Genomic DNA, 24,937 nt, shown 5'->3' on the forward strand with positions numbered 1-24,937 from the left:
TCGTGTCTCAATATCACAGCCATAACAGCGCCGGGGAACGCCGCCCCGGCATTGTGATCGCTTGCACGTTTTGCCGCTGGTCGTTTAAGCCCGACGTTTGGTCGCGGAATCCATCCATACCGCCAGCAGCAAAATGGCCCCTTTGACGATGTACTGCCAGAAGGTGGGCACATCCATCATGCTCATGCCGTTGTCCAGCGAGGCCATGATAAAAGCCCCCATTATCGCGCCAGCCACGCTGCCGATGCCTCCTGCCAGGCTGGTGCCGCCGATAACGCAGGCGGCGATGGCGTCCAGTTCGGCAATATTCCCGGCAGAAGGGGAACCCGCACCGAGGCGCGAGCTTAAAATCAGCCCGGCAATCGCCACCATCAGGCCGTTAATCGCGAAGACCGCGAGCTTGGTGCGTTCGACGTTAATCCCGGACAGGCGCGCGGCATCGATGTTGCCGCCGATGGCGTAAATACGGCGGCCAAAGGCGGTACGCGTCGCCATGAACATGCCGGCCAGCAGCAGCAGGGCGAGGATTAATACCGGGGTTGGCACGCCACGGTAGTCGTTCAGCAGCCAGATAGCCCCGAGGATAATCACGGCGGTTAACGCCTGGCGACCCACCATGCCGCTGGATGCAGGAGCGACAAGCCCAAGCGCCTGGCGGCGCATGCGCAGCCGCCACTGCCAGGCAATGAACCCCATCAGCCCGATGACGCCAACGCCAAAGCCGATACCGTCCGGCAGGTAGCTCTGCCCAATTTGCGACATCCCCGCGCTGGTTGGCGATACGGTCGTGCCGTTGGTAATGCCGATCAGTACGCCGCGAAAGGCCAGCATCCCGGCGAGGGTGACGATGAACGACGGCACTTTACGGTAGGCGACCCACCAGCCGTTCCAGGCCCCGAGCAGCAGGCCAAGCGCGAGGGTGACGACAATCGTCAGCGGCAGCGGCCAGCCGAGCCAGACGTCAAAAATCGCCGCGACGCCGCCGAGCAGCCCCATCATCGACCCCACCGAGAGATCGATTTCAGCGGAAATAATCACAAACACCATGCCCACGGCCAGGATGCCGGTGATAGCCGTCTGGCGCAGCAGGTTGGAGACGTTGCGGGCGCTGAGATAAGCCCCCTCGGTTTGCCAGGTGAAGAACAGCATGATGACGACGATGGCGGCTATCATCACGAAGACCTGCAAATTAAGCGCCCTGAGGCCGCCAAATGCCGGGCGGCCCGGTGCCGCAAGTTTCAGTTCAGGCGAGTTGCTTTTCGACATAGGGGTCACTCCTCAGGGCGGCTTCCATCACCCTTTCCTGGGTCAGGTTGCGGTTAATCAAATCGGCTTTTATGCGCCCTTCGTGCATTACCAGCACCCGGTCGCTGAGACCGAGCACCTCCGGCAGTTCCGAAGAGATGACAATCACAGCAATCCCCTGCTGCACCAATTGATTGATTAATTTATAAATTTCGTACTTCGCGCCGATATCGATCCCGCGCGTTGGCTCGTCGAGTATCAGGATGCGTGGGTTGAGCAGCAGGCAGCGGGCGAGAATCGCTTTTTGCTGGTTTCCGCCGCTGAGGCGGCCAATGGCAAGTTCCGGCGATGAGGTCTTTACCTTCAGGCGCCTGAGCGATTGCAGCATACAGTCCTGCTCCGCCGCCTCGTCCAGGCTGCTGAGAGGGCCGGAAAACCTGTCCAGCGCGGCCAGGGTGATGTTTTGCCCAACCTCCATCACCGGCACGATGCCGTCTTTTTTGCGGTCTTCCGGCACCATCGCGATACCGTGGGCAATCGCCTGCTGGCAGTTGTTGATATGGACGCGCTGGCCGTCAATGTACACTTCGCCTTCCCAGCGCCCCGGCCAGACGCCAAACAGGCACTGCACCGCCTCGGTTCGCCCTGCGCCGACCAGTCCGGCAATACCGAGGATTTCGCCTTTGCGCAGGGAAAAAGAAGCATCGTTAACCCGCTTAATGTGCCGGTTAACCGGGTGCCAGGCGGTGAGGTGTTCCACGCGCAGGATTTCATCCCCGGCCTGGTGCGGCTCGCTCGGGTAGAGCGCGGTAAGCTCGCGGCCTACCATCATAGTGATGATATCGTCCTCGCTCATCTGTGCGGCCTGGCGGGTGCCGATGGGCTGCCCGTCCCGGATAACGCAGATGCTGTCTGAGATGGCTTTCACTTCATTGAGCTTGTGGGAGATATAAATACACGCGATGCCGTGGGCCTGAAGGCTGCGAATGATCCCCAGCAGCGTGTCGGTTTCCTGCCCGGTGAGCGAGGCGGTCGGCTCATCCAGAATCAGCAGGCGAACCTGCTTGTTCAGCGCTTTCGCTATCTCCACCAATTGTTGCTGCCCGAGGCCTAAATCGCCCACCCGGGTATCCGGGGAGAGAGGCAAGTTCACCTGAGCCAGCAGCTTCTGGCAGCGCAGCGTCATGGTGTCGTAGTCCAACACCCCGCGGCGGGTTATCTCCGTGCCGAGGAAGATGTTTTCCAGCACGGTGAGGTGCTTAACCAGCGCCAGCTCCTGGTGAATAATGGCGATGCCCTTACGCTCGGTATCGCGGATGTGGCTGGCCTGTAACAGCTCGCCCGCAAACCAGATTTCGCCTTCATAGCTGCCGTGAGGGTAGATCCCGCACAGAACTTTCATCAACGTTGATTTGCCCGAACCATTTTCGCCGCACAGCGACATGACCTCTCCGGCCTCGAGCGCCAGGCTTACGTTGTCCACCGCTTTCACCGCGCCAAAGGCTTTGGTGATATTTTTCATTTCCAGCAAATGAGGCATAACCTCTCCTCCGGGTCAGAGATGGCCCGCGTTATGGCGGGCCTGCGGCCTACAGCTCGGCTTTTTTGTGGAAACCATCGGCGATGACGGTGCTGTCGATATTGGTTTTATCCACTTCGATTGGCGTCAACAGGCGGGAAGGGACCTCTTTCAGGCCGTTATTCAGTTTGGTATCGGAGGCTGGCTGCTTACCTTCGCCCAATTCGACGGCAATTTCGGCGGCGGTATTTGCCAGTTTGGTAATGGGTTTATACACGGTCATGGTCTGGGTCCCGGCAATAATGCGCTTGATCCCCGCAAGGTCCGCATCCTGGCCGGAAATAGCGACTTTACCCGCCAGCCCCTGGGCGCTAAGCGCCTGAATAGCGCCGCCGGCCGTGGCATCGTTAGAAGCCACTACCGCATCAATCTTGTTATTATTCGCCGTCAATGCGTTTTCCATTATTTTCAGCGCGTTTTCCGGCAGCCAGCCGTCAACCCACTGATCGCCGACGACTTTAATTTTCCCTTCATCAATATAAGGTTTTAATACTTTCATCTGCCCGGCACGGAATAATTTTGCATTATTATCCACCGGCGAGCCGCCCATTAAAAAATAATTTCCCTGGGGTGCTTTGTTAACAATGCTTTTAGCCTGTAATTCACCGACTTTTTCATTGTCGAAGGAAATATAAAAATCAATGTCGGCATTATTTATCATACGGTCATAGGCTAATACTTTTATGCCTTCACGTTTGGCCTCTGCGATCACGTTGCTTAATACCTGGCCGTTGTAAGGAATAATAACCAACACGTCAACGCCGCGGTTTATCATGTTTTCAATCTGCGACATCTGCGTTTCTTCATTGCCGTTGGCGGACTGCACAAATACTTTCGCCCCTAAAGATTCGGCTTTTTTAACAAAGATATCGCGGTCTTTTTGCCAGCGCTCGAGGCGCAGGTCATCAATCGCCATACCGATTTTGACTTCTTTTGCCATGCCGCTCACGCTGGTGAGGACAAGTGCGGCACATAACGTCAGTAAGATGTTCTTTATCTTCATTTTATTTTACCTGTAGGGAGAGAGGGCTTATCGGAGTAAAGAATGGTTCACATCAGTAGACCTTCGGATTGTTATCGCTGCGGGCGCAACCTTCAATTACAGATTTTTATCCTGGCATTATGTTTTTTGGTTTAATTGTCAATTTATGATGGCGATCGGGTTTTATATCGAGTGAATAACCTGTGGAGATAATTTATTGCCCTGATTCAGGCTGTTGCTAATTATTTTTAGCCTCTTTTTTGAGAGCCAGCGCACGTTTGAGTATTCTCTTAATCCCGGTGTGAAATAACGTAATTGAGCAACCGTTCGGGAGACACCAGGATGAAATAACTTTCTATCCTGGCAGCTGTTTTCCTGATGACGGAGTTAATTATGCAAGCCTATTTTGACCAACTTGATCGCGTTCGCTTTGAAGGGCCGAAAACCACCAACCCGCTGGCGTTTCGCCACTACAACCCGGACGAGCTGATTCTCGGCAAACGTATGGAAGAGCACCTGCGCTTCGCCGCCTGCTACTGGCATACATTCTGCTGGACCGGCGCGGATATGTTCGGCGTGGGGGCGTTTGAGCGCCCGTGGCAGCAGGCCGGTGACGCAATGGCGCTGGCGAAACGCAAGGCCGACGTGGCATTTGAATTTTTCCACAAACTAAACGTGCCTTACTACTGTTTCCACGATGTCGACGTCTCGCCCGAAGGCGCTTCCCTGAAAGAGTACCTGAACAATTTTGCGCAGATGACAGAAGTGCTGGCGCAAAAACAGCAGGAAAGCGGCGTGAAGCTGCTGTGGGGCACGGCTAACTGCTTCACCCATCCACGATATGGCGCCGGGGCGGCGACTAACCCCGATCCGGACGTATTCTCCTGGGCCGCCACGCAGGTTGTAACGGCGATGAACGCGACTCATCAGCTGGGCGGCGAAAACTATGTGCTCTGGGGCGGGCGAGAAGGTTATGAAACCCTGCTGAATACCGACCTGCGGCAGGAACGCGAGCAGATCGGCCGCTTTATGCAGATGGTGGTTGAGCATAAACATAAAATCGGCTTCCGCGGCACGCTGCTTATCGAGCCTAAGCCGCAGGAGCCGACCAAGCACCAGTATGATTACGATGTCGCGACGGTCTACGGCTTCCTGAAGCAGTTTGGTCTGGAAAAAGAGATCAAAGTGAATATTGAGGCCAACCACGCCACGCTCGCGGGCCACTCCTTCCACCACGAAATCGCCAGCGCCATTGCTTTGGGGATCTTTGGTTCGGTGGATGCCAACCGGGGGGACCCGCAGCTGGGTTGGGATACCGACCAGTTCCCGAACAGCGTGGAAGAAAACGCCCTGGTCATGTACGAAATCCTCAAAGCGGGTGGGTTAACCACCGGCGGCCTGAACTTTGATGCCAAAGTGCGGCGCCAGAGCACCGATAAATATGACCTGTTCTACGGCCATATCGGCGCGATGGACACCATGGCGCTGGCGCTGAAAATTGCCGCACGCATGGTCGAGGACGGCGAGCTTGATAAGCGAGTAGCCAAACGTTACGCCGGGTGGAATAGTGAGCTGGGCCAGCAAATTCTTAAAGGGCAGATATCGCTCACGCAGCTGGCACAGTACGCTGAGCAGCATAACCTGGCACCCCAGCATCAGAGCGGGCATCAGGAGCTGCTGGAAAACCTGGTGAATCACTATCTATTTGATAAATAAACCTTCCTGCGCCGCCGGTAACGCGGCGCGATATTAAGGAGCTACCATGTATATCGGCATCGATCTTGGCACTTCGGGCGTGAAGGCAATCCTGCTGGGTGAAGCAGGCGAGGTGCTGGCCGCGCATAGCGAACCGCTTACCGTGTCCCGGCCTCATTCGCTCTGGTCCGAGCAAGATCCCGAAAGCTGGTGGCTCGCAACCGATCGGGCAATGCGCGCCCTGGGCGCTGAGCATCCGCTGAAGGGCGTAAAGGCTATCGGGCTTGCCGGGCAGATGCACGGTGCCACGCTGCTGGACAGTAAACAACGGGTGCTGCGCCCGGCGATTTTATGGAACGATGGCCGCAGCGGTGAAGAGTGCGCGCTGCTTGAAAGCAATGTTGAGGAAGCGCGGGCGATTACCGGCAACCTGATGATGCCGGGCTTTACCGCGCCAAAACTGTTGTGGGTGGAGCGCCACGAGCCTGAAGTCTTCGCCCAGATTAACAAAGTGCTGCTGCCAAAAGATTACCTGCGCCTGAGAATGACCGGCGAGTTCGCCAGCGACATGTCAGACGCGGCGGGAACGATGTGGCTGGATGTCGCGAAGCGCGACTGGAGCGACATCATGCTGGATGCCTGCCGTCTTTCCCGCCAGCATATGCCGGAGCTGTTTGAAGGCAGCGAAGTCACCGGCGTGCTGAAACCTGAAGTGGCTGCGGCCTGGAATATGGCTGCGGTTCCCGTGGTAGCCGGTGGTGGCGATAACGCGGCGGGCGCGATTGGCGTGGGAATGGTGGATGCCGGGCAGGCAATGCTTTCCCTCGGGACATCCGGCGTTTACTTTGCGGTGAGCGACGGCTTTCGCAGCAACCCCGAAAGCGCGGTGCACAGTTTTTGTCACGCTTTGCCGAACCGCTGGCATTTGATGTCGGTAATGCTGAGTGCGGCTTCCTGCCTTGACTGGGCGGCTAAGTTGACCGGGCTTGGCTCTGTTCCCGCCCTGCTGGCCGCCGCCGAGCAGGCTAACCAGGACGCTGGCGTAGTTTGGTTCTTGCCGTACCTCTCCGGGGAGCGAACGCCGCATAATAACCCGCAGGCAAAAGGCACCTTCTTCGGCCTGACCCATCAACACGGCCCGGCAGAGCTTGCCCGCGCGGTGCTTGAAGGCGTGGGCTATGCCCTGGCGGACGGCATGGATGTGGTACACCTTTGCGGTATCACGCCGGATAGCGTAACGCTGATAGGCGGCGGGGCGCGCAGCCCGTACTGGCGGCAAATGCTGGCGGATATCAGCGGCCAGGTGCTGGACTACCGCACCGGCGGCGACGTTGGGCCAGCGCTTGGCGCGGCGCGGCTGGCACAAATCGCGCTTTCGCCCGGCCAGTCGCTGCAATCTCTGCTCCCACAGCTGCCGCTGGAGCAAAGGCATCAACCTGATTTCAATCGCCACCAGCGCTACGCCGGGCGACGTCAGGTGTTTAATCAGATTTATCAGCAGCTTTTACCGCTGATGTCGTGATAGCACTTCCCCTGGAGCGCGGCAGCTCCACCCCGCCTGAATTGGGTCAAAGCCGGGGACGATGGCGTGGCAACGGGATATTGCGTGAACGGAATTATCTCCGGATTAGCATAAACACCGGTAACCAAGTGATAACGGATCGTCCCAAACCACCCTCATCCTGTCCGTTTTTGGTATTAGCATTGCAGTTAAGCCTTGTCAGAATGGCTTCAGGCCAACAGATGAGGAGTCCGAAAATGTCACGCAACGCGCTTATTAATATCGATACTCAACAATCCTTCTTCCACCGTGACTACTGGCAGGAGGACGATGTTCCGGCGTTTCAGCAGGCCATACTGGCACTGATTGCCGGCTGTCAGGTCAAAGGCGTGCCGGTGGTGGATATCTTCCACGTTGACGGCGACGGCGCGTTTTCGCTGGATTCCGGTTTTGTGACGCCGATGCCGTTCTTACAGCATCAACCTGCCGTCAGCTTTCGGAAGCACGTTCATAACGCCTTTACCGATACCGGGCTGGATCGCTGGCTACGCGACCGGGACATTAACCACCTGATTATTTGCGGTATTCGTACCGAGCAGTGTTGCGAAACAACGACTCGGGTCGCCTCCGATTTGGGCTATCGCGTTACTTTCGTCAGCGAAGCGATGCTGACCTTCCCGATGAGCTGGAAAGGCGTTACGCTGGACGCCGCGATCCTGCGCCATCGCACTGAAACGGTACTGGCAGGGCGCTTCGCAGAGATACAAACCGTAGCCGAGTGTCTGGAGTCGCTGGAATGAGTATTGGGGTCTGGTTTGTGGTGCTGCCGGGGGTGTTATCCCTCGACCTGAGCGGCCCGGCGGAAACGCTGGGGCTGGCGAAGAACGCGTTTGATCTGCACTACATCGGCCCGGACCCACAGGTAGAAACCTCCATCGGCCTGACCTTCAGCGGCATTCAGCCTCTGCCGGAGCGGCTTCCTCCGGGCAGTCTGCTGGTGCTGCCCGGGGTGTGCGATTCAAACCGTTTTTTTGCCACGCCGCAGGCCGAAGAGGTACGGCGCTGGCTGACCCGGCTTCAGCCGCAGATCCACAGCCAGCAGCTTAATCTGATGTGCGTATGCTCCGGCTCGCTGCTGGCGGCACGGGCGGGCCTGATGAACGGCGTGCAGTGCACCACCCATCATGATGTGCTCGAGCGTTTAAAAGCGGCGGCACCGGGCGCGCAGGTAAAGGACAACCGAATTTTTGTTGAGGACCGGGGCATCTGGACCAGCGCGGGGATCACTTCCGGCATCGATCTTTCCCTGCATTTGATTAACCGCTACTGCGGCCCGCGCGTGGCGCTGGAGGTGGCGAGAGAAATGGTGGTCTGGTTCCGGCGTTCCGGCGACGATCCGCAGCTTTCTCCCTGGCTGCGCTACCGCAACCATATTCATCCGGCGGTACACCGCGCCCAGGATTTGCTGTCCGGGGCCCCCGAGCTACCCTGGCCGGTGCCGGAAATCGCCAGCCGGGTTCACGTCAGCCCTCGGCATCTTTCCCGTCTTTTCCAGCAACATCTTGGCATTTCTGTACGCGACTATCTGGAGCAGCTAAGGCTTGCGGTTGCCGAACAGCGGCTATTGCAGGGGCAGCGCATGGAGCAGGCAGCCAGCGCCGCCGGGTTTTCTTCACCCCGACAGCTGCACCGGGCCCGCTCCAGAGCAAGCGGGGCTAGCTGACCAGCTTCCAGCGGTCGAGTTTGCCAACCGCCAACGCCAGCAGCAGGCTGCCAGCAAGGGTTGCGCCAAATATCCAGAGGATATCCAGCACCGGCCAGGCGGTTATCTCGATATCGTGCGTGCGAAGATAATGAATAATCAGCGCGTGAAAACCGTAAATCCCCAGCGAATAACGTGAAATAAACGCCAGCCCGGGCAGCGGGCGCTGGTTAAGACAGTTTTTGGCGAAGACCAGCAGGCTGATGGCGGCGATAAACACCAGCGGGCCGCAGTAAACGTAAAAGGTTTCGGCGAAGTTTTGGTTAATTTCCAGCTGCCTGCGGGTGCCCAGAGAGATAGACATCACGCACAGCAGGAACAGGCCACCCGCCAGCACGCTAACCCAGTTTTTCCTCGTCTCCAGCATGCCAATTGCCCGCCCTAACAGCCCGTACAGCACGTAATAGAAAGTATCGCCGTTGATATAAAGATTAACCGGCATCCACTTCATATTGCCCAGAGTCTGCGGCACGGTATTGGGGTTCGCCACTACGCCCAGCAGCACCATCAGGCCCAGAATGGTGACGGCGCTGACCTTTTTGACCTGTATCAGCGGCGAAAGCAGGTAAATCACCATAATCGCGAAGAAAAACCACAGGTGATAAAACACCGGTTTTTGCAGGATGTAGCGCAGCGCCAGGCCGACGCTTATTGGCGTAAACAGCCAGATGTAAAGCAGGGCGATGGCGCTATAGAACAGCAGGCAGCTGGAAATCCGCAGGAAGTGGCGCTGCTGAGCGCTGCGCTCACCGAAGAACAGATAACCTGAAATCATAAAAAAGAGCGGCACGCTGACGCGTGAGGCTGAATTAAGTACGTTCGACAGATCCCAACTAAAAGCGGTCACGCTGTGTGGATTGGTAATGTACCAGGTCGTGGTGTGGATCATGACGACCATCAGGCAAGCGATGCCACGAAGGTTATCGATCCAGTTTATCTTCTGCTGCATTCGTTCCCCTGAGCCTGGATATTTCTGAGTTTGTGCCGCGCATCTTGTCATCCCCGCCGTCGCTTCGCAGAATGCGTGGTTCACGGGGAGTATGAATAAGAAACCGAGTTTAACGTACTGGCAGCGAATGATGATGGAAGAAAAAAGAAATCGACTCCTCTTAACGGTATTTTTTGCGTTTTTCCTGAGCGCGTGTAGCGCCCCACAGCAGGAAAGCCAATATGCGCAGCAGGCTCGCCCGCGGGTCAATGCCGGTGCTATGGAGCTGGCGTGTAAAAACGAAGCCGCATTACGCTACAACACCCAGCCGCAGCGTATTAATGTGTCCGATTTTAAGCAGTATCAGGCAAGCTATGAACTGGCAGGCAATACTGCCCGCAAAGAGGGCTTTACCTGTTCTTTTGACCAAAGTGGTCAGTTTTCACACCTTTCCAGTCGCGAAAACCTCAACCAACGCGCAACAACTTAACGGCTTTTCGCCTCCGGGCCGTTCCGTTGCCGTGTTGATACAACTCAACCGCTTTTGCGTATATACTGGCCGCTTCTCTTAAATCCACCGAACGCGTGCGAATTCAACATGCAAAAGTTTGATACCAAGACCTTTCAAGGCCTGATCCTGACCTTACAGGACTACTGGGCTCGCCAGGGCTGCACCATTGTTCAACCTTTGGACATGGAAGTAGGCGCAGGCACCTCTCACCCGATGACCAGCCTGCGTGCCTTAGGCCCGGAGCCAATGGCCACCGCTTATGTGCAGCCGTCCCGCCGTCCTACCGATGGCCGTTACGGCGAAAACCCGAACCGTTTACAGCACTACTATCAGTTCCAGGTGGTGATTAAGCCTTCCCCGGACAATATTCAGGAGCTGTACCTCGGGTCGCTGAAAGAGCTGGGAATGGATCCGACGATTCATGACATTCGCTTCGTGGAAGATAACTGGGAAAACCCAACGCTTGGCGCGTGGGGCCTGGGCTGGGAAGTGTGGCTGAACGGTATGGAAGTCACCCAGTTTACCTACTTCCAGCAGGTTGGCGGCCTGGAGTGCAAGCCGGTAACCGGTGAAATCACCTACGGTTTAGAGCGTCTTGCTATGTACATTCAGGGCGTAGACAGCGTTTACGACCTGGTGTGGAGCGACGGCCCGCTGGGTAAAACCACCTACGGCGACGTGTTCCACCAGAACGAAGTGGAGCAGTCCACCTATAACTTCGAATACGCCGATGTGGACTTCCTGTTCACCTGCTTCGAGCAGTATGAGAAAGAAGCCCAGCAGCTGCTGGCGCTGGAAACTCCGCTGCCGCTGCCGGCCTACGAACGTATTCTGAAAGCCGCTCACAGCTTTAACCTGCTGGATGCGCGCAAGGCCATCTCGGTGACCGAGCGTCAGCGCTACATTCTGCGCATTCGCACCCTGACCAAAGCCGTGGCCGAAGCCTACTACGCTTCTCGTGAAGCGCTTGGCTTCCCGATGTGCAATAAGAAAAACTAGAGAGGCTGGCATGTCTGAAAAAACTTTCCTGGTGGAGCTTGGCACTGAAGAGCTGCCACCAAAAGCCCTGCGCAGCCTGGCTGAGTCCTTCGCTGCCAACGTCACCGCCGAGCTGGATGCGGCAAACATCGCCCACGGTGAAGTAAAATGGTTTGCGGCCCCGCGCCGTCTGGCGCTGAAAATCGCTAACCTGGCTGCCTCTCAGCCGGATCGCGAAGTTGAAAAACGCGGCCCTGCGGTAACCGCCGCGTTTGACGCCGAAGGCAAGCCGAGCAAAGCGGCAGAAGGCTGGGCGCGCGGCTGCGGTATTACCGTTGACCAGGCCGAGCGTCTGGCGACCGACAAAGGTGAGTGGCTGTTGTACCGCGCTCATGTGAAGGGCGAAAGCGTTCAGGCGCTGCTGCCGAACATGATTGCAACTTCGCTGGCTAAGCTGCCAATTCCTAAGCTGATGCGCTGGGGCGCGTCCGACATCCACTTTGTGCGTCCGGTTCATACCCTCACGCTGCTGCTGGGCGACGAGCTTATCCCCGCCACCATTCTCGGCATTCAGTCCGATCGCGTGATTCGCGGCCACCGCTTTATGGGCGAGCCGGAATTCACCATCGACAACGCCGAACAGTATCCGCAAATCCTGCTGGAACGCGGCAAGGTGATCGCCGATTACGAACAGCGTAAAGCAGTTATCAAGCGCGACGCCGAAGAAGCTGCGCGTAAGATTGGCGGCAACGCTGACCTGAGCGAAAGCCTGCTGGAAGAGGTCACCTCGCTGGTGGAATGGCCGGTCGTGCTGACCGCGAAATTCGAAGAGAAATTCCTCGCGGTGCCTGCCGAAGCGCTGGTTTACACCATGAAGGGCGACCAGAAGTATTTCCCGGTTTACGCCGACGACGGCAAGCTGTTGCCGAACTTCATCTTCGTAGCCAACATCGAGTCTAAAGATCCGATACAGATTATCTCCGGTAACGAGAAAGTTGTGCGCCCGCGCCTTGCGGATGCGGAGTTCTTCTTCAATACCGACCGTAAAAAGCGCCTGGAAGACAACCTGCCGCGTCTGGAGACCGTTCTGTTCCAGAAAGAGCTGGGCACCCTGCGCGACAAAACCAACCGCATCGAAGCGCTTTCTGGCTGGATTGCCGGGCAGATTGGTGCCGACGTGAACCACGCGACCCGCGCAGGCCTGCTCTCCAAGTGCGACCTGATGACCAACATGGTGTTCGAATTTACCGACACTCAGGGCGTGATGGGCATGCACTACGCGCGCCACGACGGCGAAGCGGAAGATGTAGCTGTTGCGTTGAACGAGCAGTATCAGCCGCGCTTTGCCGGTGACGCTCTGCCGTCTAACCTGGTTGCCTGTGCGGTAGCGATTGCCGACAAGATGGACACCCTTGCGGGTATCTTCGGCATCGGTCAGCACCCTAAAGGCGATAAAGACCCGTTTGCGCTGCGCCGTGCTGCGCTGGGCGTGCTGCGTATTATCGTTGAGAAAAACCTGCCGCTGGATCTGCAAACCCTGGCCGAAGAAGCCGTGCGCCTCTACGGCAGCAAGCTGACCAATGCCAATGTGGTTGATGACGTTATCGACTTCATGCTGGGCCGCTTCCGCGCCTGGTATCAGGAAGAAGGTCACGCGGTTGACACCATCCAGGCGGTACTGGCTCGTCGTCCGACCAAACCGGCCGACTTTGATGCCCGTATGAAGGCGGTTTCCCACTTCCGTACTCTGGAAGCGGCGGCCTCTCTGGCGGCGGCTAACAAGCGTGTATCCAACATTCTTGCCAAGTCCGACGAAGCGCTGAACGAGACCGTTCGTGCCTCCGTGCTGAAAGAAGCCGAAGAAATTCGCCTGGCGACCAATGTAGTGGTTCTGCGCGATAAGTTGCAGCCGTACTTCGCGGAAGGCCGCTACCAGGAAGCGCTGGAAGAGCTGGCTAACCTGCGTGAGCCGGTGGATGAGTTCTTCGATAAGGTGATGGTTAACGCGGAAGACAAAGAGCTGCGCATTAACCGCCTGACTTTGCTGACCAAGCTGCGCGAGCTGTTCTTGCAGGTAGCGGACATTTCTCTGCTGCAATAATCGCTTAAAAGCTACTCTCTGTCATAAACCCGCTTCGGCGGGTTTTTTTGTCGATTTTTTTACTTTCAAATATCAATGGATTAACAAAAAACTCTGCCAGCAGCGATAAGGTTAATCCGCGCCGAACCGATATATCTAATATCGCCTACCACCTCAGGAATGTTCGGCCCCATGAAAAATGTCAAAGTCATCACCGGAATCGTTACCACGCTTGGGATCTTCAGCGCGCTGCTGCTGCTGACCGGAGCGCTCTTTTACTCCTCGGTCAGCGGCGATCGTCTTAACTTCCAAAAAACCGGGCTGCTGAATTACCAGCAGGAACAGCTGGGCGGCAGCTTCCTGACGCTGGTTGAGGCTCGCGTTACTATCAACCGCGTGGCCATTCGGGTACTAAAAAATCAGCGCGATCCCGCCGCGCTGGAGGCGATGAATAAGCTGCTGGCGAATGCCGGAGTTTTGCTGGGCGAGTCGCAGAAGCAGTTTTCCAATTACATGGACTCTGACGATGTTCCCGGCCAGGAAAAAGCCATCGACGATAAAGCCGCTGCCAGCTTTAAGCAGATGCATGACGTGTTGTTGCAGTCCATTGAGTTCCTGAAGGCCGATAACTACCAGGCCTACGGCAACCTGGATGCGCAGCAGGCTCAGGACGACTTCAAGGCGGTTTACGGCCAGTGGCTGACGCAAAATACCCATCTGTTGAAGGCGGCCAGCGAGCAGAACCAAAGTAGTTTTACCAGCATGCTGTGGACGCTTGGCGCTATTCTGCTGATCGTGATTGCTGCGCTGGTGATAATCTGGCTGGGGTTGCAGCGCGTGCTGCTGTGGCCTTTAAAAACCGTTATGGGGCATATACAGGCTATTTCAGAAGGGGATTTAACGCGCAATATCGAAGCCGAAGGGCGCAGCGAAATGAGCCGCCTCTCGGCCGGGCTGAAGACGATGCAGCAGTCGCTGATTAAGACCGTAAGCTCGGTGCGCGACAATGCCGACTCCATCTACACAGGCGCGAGCGAAATCTCAGCGGGCAGCAGCGACCTCTCCTCCCGTACCGAGCAGCAGGCTGCGGCGCTTGAAGAGACGGCGGCCAGCATGGAACAGCTCACCGCCACCGTGAAGCAAAACACCGACAACGCTCGCCAGGCAACGGGCCTTGCGAAAAATGCCTCGGAAACCGCGCAGAAAGGCGGGCGCGTGGTGGAAAGCGTGGTCAGCACCATGAACGAGATTGCCGAAAGCTCCGGCAAGATTGTGGATATCACCAGCGTCATCGACAGCATCGCCTTCCAGACCAATATCCTGGCGCTAAACGCCGCGGTAGAAGCCGCGCGGGCGGGCGAGCAGGGGCGTGGTTTTGCCGTAGTAGCAGGCGAGGTGAGAACCCTGGCGAGCCGCAGCGCCCAGGCGGCAAAAGAGATTAAAGTGCTGATTGAGAACTCGGTTTCACGCATTGATACCGGCTCAAGCCAGGTGCGGGAGGCAGGGGCGACCATGAAAGAGATAGTCGCCGCGGTGACCCGCGTAACCGACATCATGGGTGAAATTGCTTCGGCTTCCGATGAGCAAAGCAAAGGCATTGAGCAGGTGGCGCAGGCGGTTTCCGAGATGGACAGCGTGACCCAGCAAAACGCCTCCCTGGTGGAAGAGTCCGCTTCGGCGGCGGCGGCGCTTGAAGATCAGGCCAGCGAGCTGCGTCTGGCGGTGGCGGTGTTCCAGCTACAGGGCGGGGGACGCCGGGCCGAGCCGGTTGGCGAAAAACTACGGCCTCAACCGGCAGCCTTAAAACCGCAAACTGCGGGTGCGGATGCAAACTGGGAAACTTTCTAAGGCTTAGACTCAGAAATGACAAACCCCGCATCGCAGCGGGGTTTTTTCTAACTCATTAACTGCTTGCTGAGTGCCGGATTCGCCTGAATCAGGCGCATCAGTTTCAGCTCGGTGCTTGACGGTTTTAGTCGTCGCGACTCCCATTCCTGCACCATGGAAACGCTAACACCCATCGCCTGAGCAAAATCATCAATTTTTAGTCCGGTGCTTTTGCGCAGTTGCTCAAATTCGGAGAAGGCGTTGGATTTCTGACTCAGGCTAAGAGCCTGTTTATCTTTAAAAACAATCTGCTCAAGGCTACTAAGCAGCTCAATCATTGGATCTTTATATTCCATTGAGAACTCCTCATAAATCACACAGCGAGAACGTGAACGCTAAGAAGCTTATTAACTGTAGTCTGCTTTGACGCCCGCGTATCGTCCTGCCCTGAACCAATCGTGCTTTAGAAAAAGCTTATGCGTTTCAGCTGAATGCTCAGGCGAAGTAAGCGCTTGAAAACGCTCTCAGAGCGCTGGGTTAGTATAAAACTGTAAATAGTTATGCAAATAGTTAGCAAGCTGAGACCGGCGGGCAGAGCTGCCAACCGCCGCGGCCTTTTTAGCGGTCCGGCTGATGAACGCGGCAGGCATAAGAGATTATCGTGAAAGGGTATCTTGCGAGGGGCGCTTGGACTATTCTTAGCATCGTTATTGGGTGGCAATTTGCCAGGTAGTGCATTGGTAATAGGAGTAGAAATGATGGCGACAGGTAAGTCCTGGTCTCGCTGGTTTGCGCCGCTGGCGGCGTTGTTAATGGTGGTGAGCCTCAGCGGTTGCTTCGATAAAGAAGGCGACCAGCGCAAGGCGTTCATCGATTTTCTGCAAAACACGGCTATGCGTAGCGGCGATCGCCTGCCGACGCTGACGTCCGATCAGAAAAAACAGTTTGGCCCGCTGGTATCAGACTACGCCATTCTGTACGGCTTCTCTCAGCAGGTAAGCCAGGCAATGGACGAAGGCATGAAGCCGGTTGTGGACAGCGTCAACAGCATCCGAGCTCCACAGGATTATATGACCCAGCGCGACGCGCTGCGCCAGGCTAACGGCTCGCTGAACGTATTAGGCCAGCAGGTTCAGAATGCAAAAATGCAGGCCGATGGCGCGCTTGCGGCGCTGAAACAGCCGGATGACCTGAAAACCGTTTACTATCAGGTGTACCAGAAAGTGGTAACCGGTCCGGCTAACGCGATGGCTCCGCTGATCCCGGCGGCCCAGACCCTGACCCAGCAGCTGGTGCAGGTGGGCGATTTTATCGCTCAGCAGAATAATCAGGTGGGCTTTGCCAACGGCGGTATCCAGTTCCCGACCTCTCAGCAGGCCAGCCAGTACAACTCGCTGATTGCCCCGCTGGCCGCGCAGCATCAGGCATTTACTCAGGCCTGGACTGCCGCGCAGAGCGCAATGCAGTAAGCTGATTTTGCAGTAAAAAAAGGTGGAGGGCCTCGCGGCTGCTCCACCTTTTTTATGGCGTTAATATCTGCATCCGTGAGTAAATTTAGTATAAATTGGATCCCGCCCCTGATTGCTCATAAAATCACCATGTCTATTTAAGCTGAGGGTACAATCATGCCAAATACCATGTCGCAAAAAACCCCCCGCGAAGGATTGAGCAACCCAGAGCTGTTTGAGGGGGGCGTCTACGTGACCAAAAATGGTGTTGCAGAGTTATTTGTGCAAACAGTTGCCGAGCGCCAGCTTGAAGAAGCAGAGCGGGCCAGGGAGCGTCAGAGTAATGCGTTGCTGAAGCTTATTATGAAAGCAAAACAGGATGTTGTGGCGGGCGAGACCTTTTCTCCTGAAGACGCATTAGCAAAACTGCGGTCAGCCAGAAAATAAGGGCAATCAGGGATGAATAAGCCAGTCGAGTTTGCGGGGACTGCGGTTATCAGCCTTCAGGATCTGGAGTTTTTCAAGGCGCAGTTTATCGTCCATGCCGAGGCCGCAAAGCTAATCGACTCTCTGCTTATGCGTGCAGTAGCGGCAATATCGCAAGATCCTACCCGATATCGCTTTAATGGCATTCTGGCTGATAAAGGGATAAGAATTCGGGAATGGCTGGATACTGAAAATGATTATCGCTGTTTCTATGATGACGGCGATCCTGCATCAGTCAATATCTTGCTTTACGCCAGCATGAAGGAAGACTTCGAGGCCGCATTATATAGACACAGTGTGATTTATTAGTGGTGGGTTAGCTTGTGCGTAACCCACTCTATTAACCAGATTACTTCAGTACCTGAGGATTCACGCAGTTCACCTCAATCTTGCCGGTTAACGCGGTAATCAGGTTCTCTACCGCGCACTCCGCCATGCCATAGCGGGTTTCATGGGTTGCGGAGCCGATGTGCGGCAGGGCGACCACGTTCGGCAGGCTCAGCAGCGGCGAGTCCACGGCCAGCGGTTCCTGCTCGAATACGTCCAGCCCGGCGGCGTGAATTTTACCTTCCTGTAGTGCCTGAATCAGCGCCTTCTCATCCACTACCGGGCCGCGCCCGACGTTTATCAGCACTGCCGAAGATTTCATTTTTGCAATTTGCTCCGCGCCGATCAGGTGACGGGTTTCGTCGCTTAGCGGCAGCAGAATACAGACAAAATCAGACTCCGCCAGCAGGGTATCGAGGTCGCAGTAGCGGGCATTAAAACGCTCCTCGGCTTCTTTGTGATGGCGGCGGGCGTTATACAGAATCGGCATGCTGAAGCCGAAGTGAGCGCGCTGCGCCAGCGCCAGTCCAATGCGCCCCATACCCAAAATGCCGAGCGTTTTATGGTGCACGTCGATACCGAACCAGTCAGCGCCGATGCTGCTTTGCCACTCGCCGTTCTTCACGCGTTCGGCCACTTCGACTACGCGGCGGGCGCTGGAGAGAATGAGCGCCATTGCCGTGTCGGCAACGGTTTCCGTCAGCACGGTTGGGGTGTGCATCAGCACTACGCCGCGTTCGTTCAGGGCATCAACATTGAAGTTGTCATAGCCGACGGAAACGGTGGAAGCCACCCGTAGCTTTGGCGTACTCGCCAGAAACGCGCCGTCGACTTTGCCGCCGGAACCCAGGATACCTTCGGCATTGGCGAACACGTCGGCATTCGCCTTTACGGTTTCCGGGCTGATATCGTCAAACTGGGTGACGGTAAAGTGACTTTCAAGACGGGACAGCAGGTTATCAGGCAGCGTCTTGTAGAGGATGACGGACGGCTTCATGAGATTCTCCGTTGTTCGGGTAAACGCAAACCGGGCGGCAAACGCCACCCGGTGCGGGGTCAGGCGCGGTGAGCGCCCGCCGGGATTTGTTGTTGCTTAGCAGGCTTAACAATCAAAGTAAGCCATACCGAGGCCAGCAGCGCCAGCCCCATAAAGACATAGGATGCCGCCGGGCTGCCGGTTGCGCCGTTCAGGTAGCCGACAAACCAGGATCCGACGAAGGAGCCCAATGCGCCCATGCTGTTAATCAGCGCCATCGCGCCCCCTGCGACATTTCTCGGCAGCATCTCCGGGATAATGGCGAAGAACGGGCCATAAGGGGCGTACATGGCAGCACCGGCAATCACCAGCAGCGTGTAGGAGGCCCAGAAATGGTTAGCGCCGACGAGCCAGGAACCGAGGAACGCCAGGGCGCCAATCAGCAGTAGCGGCCAGACGAACAGCTTGCGGTTTTGCATTTTGTCGGACGCCCATGAGACGGCAATCATCGCGATAGTGGCCGCCAGATAAGGCACGGAAGAGAGCCAGCCTACTTCCACCATCCCCATTCCTGCGCTGCCGCTGCGGATGATTGACGGCAACCACAGCACAAAGCCGTACACGCCAATACTCCAGGCAAAATACTGCATGCACAGGATAACAACGTTACGTGAACGGAATGCTTCACCGTAGTTACGCACCGCCTTGATGCCTTCCTGCTCTTTCAGCAACTGCGCCTGCAATGCGGATTTTTCATCTTCGGACAGCCAGCCCACCTGGGCCGGTTTATCTTTTACCAGCACCCACCAGGCAAACGCCCAGATGACAGCAGGAATACCTTCGAAGATAAACATTTCGCGCCAGCCGAAGGCCTGAATCAGATAACCGGAAACCACCGACATCCACAGCACGGTGACCGGATTACCGAGGATCAGGAAGGTATTCGCGCGGGAGCGTTCGGATTTAGTAAACCAGTTGCTGATATAAATCAGCATCGCTGGCATGACCGCCGCCTCAACGACGCCAAGAACGAAGCGAATGGCCGCCAGCATCGGGATGTTGCTGACCATGCCGGTTAACGACGCGCAGCCGCCCCATAAAATCAGGCAAACGAAGATAAGTTTGCGCACGCTGCGGCGCTCGGCGTACATCGCGCCGGGGATCTGGAAGAAGAAATAGCCGAGGAAGAACAGGGCACCCAGCAGGGAAGAGATCCCTTTGGTGATACCGAGGTCGTCGTTGATTCCGGCGGCGGAAGCGAAGCTGAAATTAGCGCGGTCGAGGTATGCCAGGCTATACGTGATAAACACGATAGGCATGATGTACCACCAGCGCCTTGGCGCGATTGTCTGGTTTTTCATAATAAGGCCTCTATGTTGAGGTTAGCCGCATCGCCTTGTTTGTAGGGTACAGGCGAGGTCGGATGATTTATTCGCCCAGTGCGCTACGGGTAGGTAACCCTTCGCTATCACCGATGACCTGTATCGCCAGCGAGCCGATTTTATTGCCCCGGCTTACGGCCTGATGCAAAGGTTTCCCTTCCAGCAGGGCGCTAATTACCCCGACCGCAAAGCCGTCTCCGGCGCCCACGGTGTCCACTACGTTGTCCACTTTTACCGCCGCCACGGCACCTTGCTCGCCGCTGGCGGTTTTATACCAGGCGCCGTCCGCGCCGGTTTTCAGCACCACGATTTTTACCCCATGATGCAGATAAAAATCGGCAATCCCTTCCGGCGTCGTCTGGCCGGTGAGAATGACGCCTTCTTTCAGCCCCGGCAGAACCCAGTCGGCCTGGAATGCCAGGTGATTAAGCTGTTTCACCATTTCGGCCTCGCTGCTCCACAGCACCGGGCGCAGGTTTGGGTCAAAGGAAATTGTTTTCCCCTGCTGTTTCATGCTTTTGGCTGCATGATTCAATAATTCAAGCGACGTTGGTGACAGCGCAGCCGCCACGCCGCTGAGATGCAGATGGCGCGCGGAGAAAAAATACTTTTCGTCAAAATCGGCTATCGACAGGTGGCTTGCCGCCGAGTCTTTGCGGAAATATTCCACGATGGGATCGGTTCCATCTTCGACTTTAGATTTGAGCTGAAAGCCGGTGCGATAGCGCTCATCAACGCTGACACCCTGGCCGTCGATGTTCTCTTTTGCCAGCTGCCGTAACACGTAGCGGCCAAATGAGTCGTTACCTACGCGGCTTACCCAGCCCACGTTCAGGCCGAGGCGCGCCAGGCCGGTTGCAACGTTAAGTTCGGCACCGGCTGCACGTTTTACAAAGTGCTCCGCCGCGGCAAGATCTCCGGTTTCGGTTGCGACAAACATCGCCATGGCTTCGCCAATGGTGACGACATCCAGCTGTTTCATCTCTATTCCTCGCGTAACAGGTTGACGTAGCGGCGGGTAACGGCGACCAAATCTCGCCCTTCCAGCGGAAACTCGATCCCGCGTGGCGCATCCGCCGGCAGCATATTCAGCATTCCTTTCCAGTCTGAGCCGGACTCGTCCGGCGGTACGGCGCGATAATGGTTGTGGTGGGCAACAGCCGTTTTGACGTGGATATAGCTCACCGAAGGCGCAAGGGCGCGGGCGGCCTGCTGCGGGGAGTCATCCACCCACAGCCAGTTCGCCATATCAAAAGTGAGCGTAACCGGCAGGTTGTGCACCTTGATGGCGGCCTGGAAGCGCTGCATTGGCGCCAGTTTTCCGCAGGCGGTCTGGTCGTTTTCGACCACCAGGGCGACCGGGCTGTCGCTTAGCCACTGCTTCAGGGTGCCAAACGAGCGCGCGTTGTTGAACTGGCCGAGCGAGAGCTTTAGCCAGGCCGCGTTTAGCTGGTGGGCTTCCTGTAGTAGAGAGGGGATCAGCGGGTTGAGGCTGCCGTCGCCGACAAACAGCGGTTCAGGTGCGGAATAACAGGCCTCCAGGCCTAGCTGGGTCATCTCTCCGGCTATTCCGGAGAGGAAATCCAGCTGGGAGGGCGTAAACAGTTCACGGCGGATTTCGACGCCGTCCGCACCGGCTTCCGCGATAATCGGCAATAAAGCCTGCTGGCCGCCGAGGGCGGAAATGCGGTCGTGGCCGTAGGCGGCGGTAACAACGATAATTTTGCGCGGCATGGAAGGCCCCATAGCGATAACGGCTAAATAATATAGTTATTACGCTAGATGGAACCGGTTCCAAAGAAAAGCGGACTGCTGCTAATTTTTGAGCGACATCACGAAGATAAAATTTAGCGGGAGGTGGAGCCGCGCACGATAAGCTCGCCGGAGAAAAGCTGTTCGCGCACCGTTTCGCCCGTGCCTTCAATACGCCTTACTACTTGCTCCAGCGCGGCATAGCCAATTTGCCAGGTTGGCTGCTTCAGGGTAGTAATGCCCACGCCCGCAAGCTCGGCCCACTCCAGTTCGTCAAACCCCAGCAGGCCGATATCGCTGCCCCAGTGCAGGCCAATGCGGCGCAGGGAGCGGGCAACTTGCAGCGTCAGCGCGCCGTTGGCGGAGATAACCGCTTTGCGCATGCCGCGATGGCGGGTATGGAACTGGCGCAGCGTGTTATCCAGTAGGTCGGTTTCATGAAGCGGTGTTTCGGCATTTTCAGCAACGATGCCGGGATAACGCTCAATCGTGCTGCGAAATGCGCGCAAACGCTCGCGGCGAGTATTAACCATGCCCAGCGGTTCGCTGAGAAACAGAATCGCTTCGAAGCCCTGCTCGACGAGATGCTCGGTGGCGGTGGTGGCGGCCTGAATATTATCCAGCCCGACCACATCGCAGGCAAAATCCGGGATCTTACGGTCGATAAGCACCATCGGCAGCGCGGACTGCTGGAGCCGGTTTAGCCCCTCTTCACGCATGCCAACTGCGTTAACCACGATGCCCTCAACCTGGTAACTGCGCAGTAAATCGAGGTAATGCAGTTCCTGGTCCACTTCATTGTTGGTGTTACAGACCAGCGGGGTAAAGCCTTTCTCGTGGCAGGCGGCTTCTATACCGCTGAGGACGTCAACGGAATAAGGGTTGGTGATGTCGGCGATGATCAGGCCAATCAGGCGCGTTCTGCCCCGCTTCAGGCCCCGTGCCATCTGGTTTGGGCGGTAATCGAGGTCAGCAATGGCGCGTTCAATGCGCCCGCGCAGGTCGTCGGACAGCACGTTCTGCTCGCCGTTAAGATAGCGCGAAACGCTGGTTTTACCGGTCTTCGCCGCTTTTGCGACGTCGCTTATCGTGGGGCGTGCAGCCTTGCCGTTCATGTCCGTCTCCAGAGAGGTAACTCAGCGGAGAGTAACATATTTTTTTCGAAGGGTAAGGCTACGCCAGAGGATTATGCTGAGCATATTGAGCGCTTAAAATAATAAAAATGGGTTTCTGCGAGACGGATTCCTGCTTTGCCCACGGCCACTTTCCGGCTGCTTTATATCCTCATATTCTTTCTGCTCGCTATTCACAGATGCGCGACTTTATTGTTGCGCGTAAGGGAACAATGCCGTAACGTTCCTCCTAACGGAACACTATCAGGATGATAAGAAGCTTCAGGCATAAAGGACTGCGGGATTTATTTATGAAAAGCCAGGCCCGCGGCGTCCGTTTTGAGCATATCAACAGGCTCCGGGCGCGGTTGGCTATTATCGATGCTGCAAGCCACATTAGCGACATCGACTTACCGGGCTATCGTTTGCACGCCCTGCAGGGGGAGCGGGAGTCCATTTGGGCAGTTAATGTTTCAGGTAACTGGCGGTTAACCTTTGAGTTTTGGAAAGGCGATGCCTGGATACTGGATTATGAGGACTATCACTGATGAAAATGGCAAACCCACCGCACCCAGGGCTGATTATTCAGGAGTCGCTTGAAGCGCTTAACGTGAGCCTGCGAGATTTCTCCCGGGCAATGGATATCGCCCCTTCAACCGCCAGCCGCCTGCTTACCGGAAAGGCGGCATTAACGCCTGAAATGGCATTCAAGCTTTCGATCGTGATCGGTAGTTCGCCCGATGTCTGGATGAAAATTCAGAACGCTTTTAGCCTGGCACAGGCAGAAAAAACCGTTGATACCTCCCGTCTTCACCGGCTGGTGTTAGTTTCGCCCGGGGCTTAGGGCAAAACGTTCCACGCAGTGCGCGGCCCGTGCCATGAAAAACCTACTGTTTTGCCAGCAATACCAGCATTTTCAGGCTGGCCGAGTAATAGTCATCCTGCGGGATGATATGAGGCGGCTGGCTGGTGTCGCCAAGCGCCAAATCTCTGACTGCCAGCAGGCCTCCGGTCATCATATAAGGCGCTGTCTGGTTATTGGCGACGTTTATCCAGGCCGGCGTTTGCGCGCGCGGGTAGCGGCTCCAGAAGCTTTTAAAAGGAGCCAGTTCCGGGCTTGCAGGATCCTGCCAGGCGAGATAGAGCGGAACGCGTATTGCGTCGTAGCTAAAGCGCGGCGGGTGGTTGGCATCCGGCGTTAGCTTGCCGTCGGCGGCCAGCGAAACCCAGTCTGTTGGCAGCTGGCTGTTGCCCCAGCGCATTTTGTCGAGCAGCGTTTTGCCGTCGGTAATCAGTTCTTTCCACACCACTAAATGGCTGCGTTGGGCGAAGTCCTGCCAGGCCGGGAAGATAAAATAGGACGGATTGAGCGTGACGGAACTATTGAGGTTAAACCCGTTTACGCCCGGCAGCATCACGCGCTTGTCGGCAAACTGAATGACGTTATGGGTGACCAGCGCTTTCGCGATGGCATCAGACTCTTTCAGGTAACCGCTATCGTGCCACTTTTGCCCGGCCTTCAGCAGAGCCCAGGCGATAAAAGTATCCCCGTCGGTCGCGTTGTTTTTATCCGCTATTGGGTCAGCCTCTACCGGGTTATAGCGCCAGTAAAACAGGCCGTTCTTTGGGTTACGCAGCGTGGCGTTGGTCCAGTTCCAGATTTTGTCGAAACTGGCGCGGTCGTCGTTCGACACCGCCATCATCATGGCGAATCCCTGGCCTTCGGTGTGGCTGACATTGTTATTGCCGGTATCAATAATTCTGCCGTCGGCCATCAGAAAGCGGGATTTATAGCTGTCCCACTCGGCGGCGGCTTTAGCCGGCAGGCTCGCCATCAGCCATACCATTCCGGTGAATAACAGCGTTATCAGGCGGTTAACCATTACGTCTCTCCGTTTATGCCCTGGTTTGATATCTGAAGGTGACCGCCGAAGCGTTATGAGACGGCTCCTGCCACAGCGAAACATGCGGCTGGCCGCCCTGAGCGATAAGCCAGCGGGCGTACAGCCCTTCCAGCACCGCGCTAAACGCCTGGCTCCAGCTTTGCTGCCGGTGCTGTTCGTTGGTCACGGGCAGCGCCTGGTGGTGGATAATCAGCATTTTTTCGTTGGCTTCAATCTCGATATAGCCCCAGTTAAAGCGAGCAAGCTGGGCATTAATTTGCTGCTCAAGTTCACCTACGGTTTCCGCGAGCGGCAGCGGGTAGCGCTCGGCCAGAGTTTCGCCCATTTGATTCAGGAACGGACGGCTGTCGTGGTAGCCCGCATTGCTGACCATCCCTTCAAGCATAATATTCAGCAGATCGAACCAGCCCGGCGGCGTTTGCTGGGTCTGAAAATAGTGTAAAAGCTGCTTTTCTTGCATGA

The 24,937-nt window shown here is 56.5% G+C and carries 25 protein-coding genes; 13 read left to right on the top strand and 12 right to left on the bottom strand.

Annotated features, from left to right (window positions below):
• Window positions 1–84: 84 nt before the first annotated feature.
• From xylH to xylF, 3 genes are read right to left on the bottom strand one after another with little or no spacing between them, the layout of a single operon-like run.
• Window positions 85–1,266 (bottom strand): xylose ABC transporter permease XylH, encoded by a 1,182-nt coding sequence (gene xylH / locus FOC35_RS09085; protein WP_172568722.1) that lies wholly within the window; start codon window positions 1,264–1,266, stop codon window positions 85–87.
• A complete protein-coding gene (locus FOC35_RS09090) occupies window positions 1,244–2,785 on the bottom strand; it encodes a xylose ABC transporter ATP-binding protein (RefSeq protein WP_172568723.1) in 1,542 nt (513 codons plus the stop codon). Before FOC35_RS09090 ends, xylH begins: the two co-directional genes overlap by 23 nt.
• 49 nt (window positions 2,786–2,834) lie before the next feature.
• The gene (gene xylF / locus FOC35_RS09095; protein WP_172568724.1) at window positions 2,835–3,827 is read right to left on the bottom strand and encodes a D-xylose ABC transporter substrate-binding protein; all 993 of its coding nucleotides are present in this window, start codon (window positions 3,825–3,827) and stop codon (window positions 2,835–2,837) included.
• 372 nt (window positions 3,828–4,199) lie between these two features.
• On the opposite strand from xylF, the gene xylA reads away from it, so the two are divergent.
• The 4 genes from xylA (at window position 4,200) to FOC35_RS09115 (ending at window position 8,725) form a co-directional block, all read left to right on the top strand.
• Entirely contained in the window at window positions 4,200–5,522 is a 1,323-nt protein-coding gene (gene xylA, locus FOC35_RS09100; protein WP_039899478.1) for a xylose isomerase, read from the top strand.
• A 46-nt stretch (window positions 5,523–5,568) separates the two neighbouring features.
• Complete coding sequence (gene xylB / locus FOC35_RS09105; RefSeq protein ID WP_172568725.1) at window positions 5,569–7,023, top strand: xylulokinase; 1,455 nt, start codon at window positions 5,569–5,571, stop codon at window positions 7,021–7,023.
• Window positions 7,024–7,259: 236 nt separating this feature from the next.
• Window positions 7,260–7,802: an isochorismatase family protein gene (locus FOC35_RS09110; protein WP_172568726.1), complete on the top strand. Its 543-nt coding sequence runs from the start codon at window positions 7,260–7,262 to the stop codon at window positions 7,800–7,802.
• The gene (locus FOC35_RS09115; protein ID WP_172568727.1) at window positions 7,799–8,725 is read left to right on the top strand and encodes a GlxA family transcriptional regulator; all 927 of its coding nucleotides are present in this window, start codon (window positions 7,799–7,801) and stop codon (window positions 8,723–8,725) included. Before FOC35_RS09110 ends, FOC35_RS09115 begins: the two co-directional genes overlap by 4 nt.
• Here the strand turns inward: FOC35_RS09115 and FOC35_RS09120 are convergent.
• Window positions 8,718–9,713, bottom strand: coding sequence for an acyltransferase (locus tag FOC35_RS09120; RefSeq protein WP_172568728.1), 996 nt, complete (start codon window positions 9,711–9,713; stop codon window positions 8,718–8,720). The two genes, FOC35_RS09115 and FOC35_RS09120, sit on opposite strands and share 8 nt — an antisense overlap.
• A 130-nt stretch (window positions 9,714–9,843) precedes the next feature.
• On the opposite strand from FOC35_RS09120, the gene FOC35_RS09125 reads away from it, so the two are divergent.
• The 4 genes from FOC35_RS09125 to FOC35_RS09140 all read left to right on the top strand — a co-directional run bounded on the left by FOC35_RS09125 (window position 9,844) and on the right by FOC35_RS09140 (window position 15,109).
• A complete protein-coding gene (locus FOC35_RS09125) occupies window positions 9,844–10,182 on the top strand; it encodes a YsaB family lipoprotein (protein WP_083478390.1) in 339 nt (112 codons plus the stop codon).
• Window positions 10,183–10,290: 108 nt separating this feature from the next.
• Complete coding sequence (glyQ, locus tag FOC35_RS09130) at window positions 10,291–11,202, top strand: glycine--tRNA ligase subunit alpha (RefSeq protein WP_016538773.1); 912 nt, start codon at window positions 10,291–10,293, stop codon at window positions 11,200–11,202.
• A gap of 10 nt (window positions 11,203–11,212) precedes the next feature.
• Window positions 11,213–13,282 carry a glycine--tRNA ligase subunit beta gene (glyS, locus tag FOC35_RS09135; RefSeq protein ID WP_172568729.1) on the top strand — a complete coding sequence of 690 codons (2,070 nt, stop codon included), beginning with the start codon at window positions 11,213–11,215 and terminating at the stop codon, window positions 13,280–13,282.
• Window positions 13,283–13,453: 171 nt separating this feature from the next.
• Window positions 13,454–15,109 carry a methyl-accepting chemotaxis protein gene (locus FOC35_RS09140; RefSeq protein WP_172568730.1) on the top strand — a complete coding sequence of 552 codons (1,656 nt, stop codon included), beginning with the start codon at window positions 13,454–13,456 and terminating at the stop codon, window positions 15,107–15,109.
• Between the two features lie 47 nt (window positions 15,110–15,156).
• On the opposite strand, the gene FOC35_RS09145 is transcribed toward FOC35_RS09140, so the two are convergent.
• Window positions 15,157–15,444 carry an HTH-type transcriptional regulator gene (locus tag FOC35_RS09145; RefSeq protein WP_016538770.1) on the bottom strand — a complete coding sequence of 96 codons (288 nt, stop codon included), beginning with the start codon at window positions 15,442–15,444 and terminating at the stop codon, window positions 15,157–15,159.
• Window positions 15,445–15,846: 402 nt separating this feature from the next.
• Here FOC35_RS09145 and FOC35_RS09150 point away from each other — a divergent pair, with 402 nt between their 5' ends.
• The 3 genes from FOC35_RS09150 to FOC35_RS09160 all read left to right on the top strand — a co-directional run bounded on the left by FOC35_RS09150 (window position 15,847) and on the right by FOC35_RS09160 (window position 17,331).
• Entirely contained in the window at window positions 15,847–16,557 is a 711-nt protein-coding gene (locus FOC35_RS09150; RefSeq protein WP_039899476.1) for a DUF3053 domain-containing protein, read from the top strand.
• A 156-nt stretch (window positions 16,558–16,713) separates the two neighbouring features.
• Window positions 16,714–16,983 carry a hypothetical protein gene (locus FOC35_RS09155; RefSeq protein WP_172568731.1) on the top strand — a complete coding sequence of 90 codons (270 nt, stop codon included), beginning with the start codon at window positions 16,714–16,716 and terminating at the stop codon, window positions 16,981–16,983.
• Between the two features lie 12 nt (window positions 16,984–16,995).
• Window positions 16,996–17,331, top strand: coding sequence for a hypothetical protein (locus tag FOC35_RS09160; protein WP_172568732.1), 336 nt, complete (start codon window positions 16,996–16,998; stop codon window positions 17,329–17,331).
• A 40-nt stretch (window positions 17,332–17,371) separates the two neighbouring features.
• Here the strand turns inward: FOC35_RS09160 and ghrB are convergent, their stop codons facing one another.
• The 5 genes from ghrB to FOC35_RS09185 form a co-directional block, all read right to left on the bottom strand.
• Entirely contained in the window at window positions 17,372–18,346 is a 975-nt protein-coding gene (gene ghrB / locus FOC35_RS09165; protein WP_172568733.1) for a glyoxylate/hydroxypyruvate reductase GhrB, read from the bottom strand.
• Window positions 18,347–18,405: 59 nt separating this feature from the next.
• Window positions 18,406–19,686 (bottom strand): MFS transporter, encoded by a 1,281-nt coding sequence (locus tag FOC35_RS09170; RefSeq protein ID WP_016538765.1) that lies wholly within the window; start codon window positions 19,684–19,686, stop codon window positions 18,406–18,408.
• Between the two features lie 67 nt (window positions 19,687–19,753).
• The gene (locus tag FOC35_RS09175) at window positions 19,754–20,689 is read right to left on the bottom strand and encodes a sugar kinase (protein ID WP_172568734.1); all 936 of its coding nucleotides are present in this window, start codon (window positions 20,687–20,689) and stop codon (window positions 19,754–19,756) included.
• 2 nt (window positions 20,690–20,691) lie between these two features.
• Window positions 20,692–21,441: a sugar phosphate isomerase/epimerase gene (locus tag FOC35_RS09180; RefSeq protein WP_172568735.1), complete on the bottom strand. Its 750-nt coding sequence runs from the start codon at window positions 21,439–21,441 to the stop codon at window positions 20,692–20,694.
• A 113-nt stretch (window positions 21,442–21,554) separates the two neighbouring features.
• On the bottom strand, window positions 21,555–22,574 hold the full coding sequence (locus tag FOC35_RS09185; RefSeq protein ID WP_172568736.1) for a LacI family DNA-binding transcriptional regulator: 1,020 nt from the start codon (window positions 22,572–22,574) through the stop codon (window positions 21,555–21,557).
• A 266-nt stretch (window positions 22,575–22,840) separates the two neighbouring features.
• Here FOC35_RS09185 and FOC35_RS09190 point away from each other — a divergent pair, with 266 nt between their 5' ends.
• On the top strand, window positions 22,841–23,119 hold the full coding sequence (locus tag FOC35_RS09190; RefSeq protein WP_172568737.1) for a type II toxin-antitoxin system RelE/ParE family toxin: 279 nt from the start codon (window positions 22,841–22,843) through the stop codon (window positions 23,117–23,119).
• Window positions 23,119–23,415, top strand: a complete 297-nt coding sequence (locus FOC35_RS09195) for a HigA family addiction module antitoxin (protein ID WP_016538760.1) — start codon at window positions 23,119–23,121, stop codon at window positions 23,413–23,415. The genes FOC35_RS09190 and FOC35_RS09195 overlap by 1 nt, the downstream gene beginning before the upstream one ends.
• Window positions 23,416–23,458: 43 nt before the next feature.
• Here FOC35_RS09195 and FOC35_RS09200 read toward each other — a convergent pair whose 3' ends face one another.
• Together FOC35_RS09200 and bcsD are read right to left on the bottom strand one after the other, a co-directional pair.
• On the bottom strand, window positions 23,459–24,454 hold the full coding sequence (locus tag FOC35_RS09200) for a glycosyl hydrolase family 8 (protein WP_172568738.1): 996 nt from the start codon (window positions 24,452–24,454) through the stop codon (window positions 23,459–23,461).
• 13 nt (window positions 24,455–24,467) lie between these two features.
• Entirely contained in the window at window positions 24,468–24,935 is a 468-nt protein-coding gene (gene bcsD / locus FOC35_RS09205; protein WP_172568739.1) for a cellulose biosynthesis protein BcsD, read from the bottom strand.
• Between the last annotated feature and the right edge of the window lie 2 nt (window positions 24,936–24,937).

This window comes from Cedecea sp. FDAARGOS_727, assembly GCF_012273235.1.
GTDB lineage: Bacteria > Pseudomonadota > Gammaproteobacteria > Enterobacterales > Enterobacteriaceae > Cedecea > Cedecea davisae.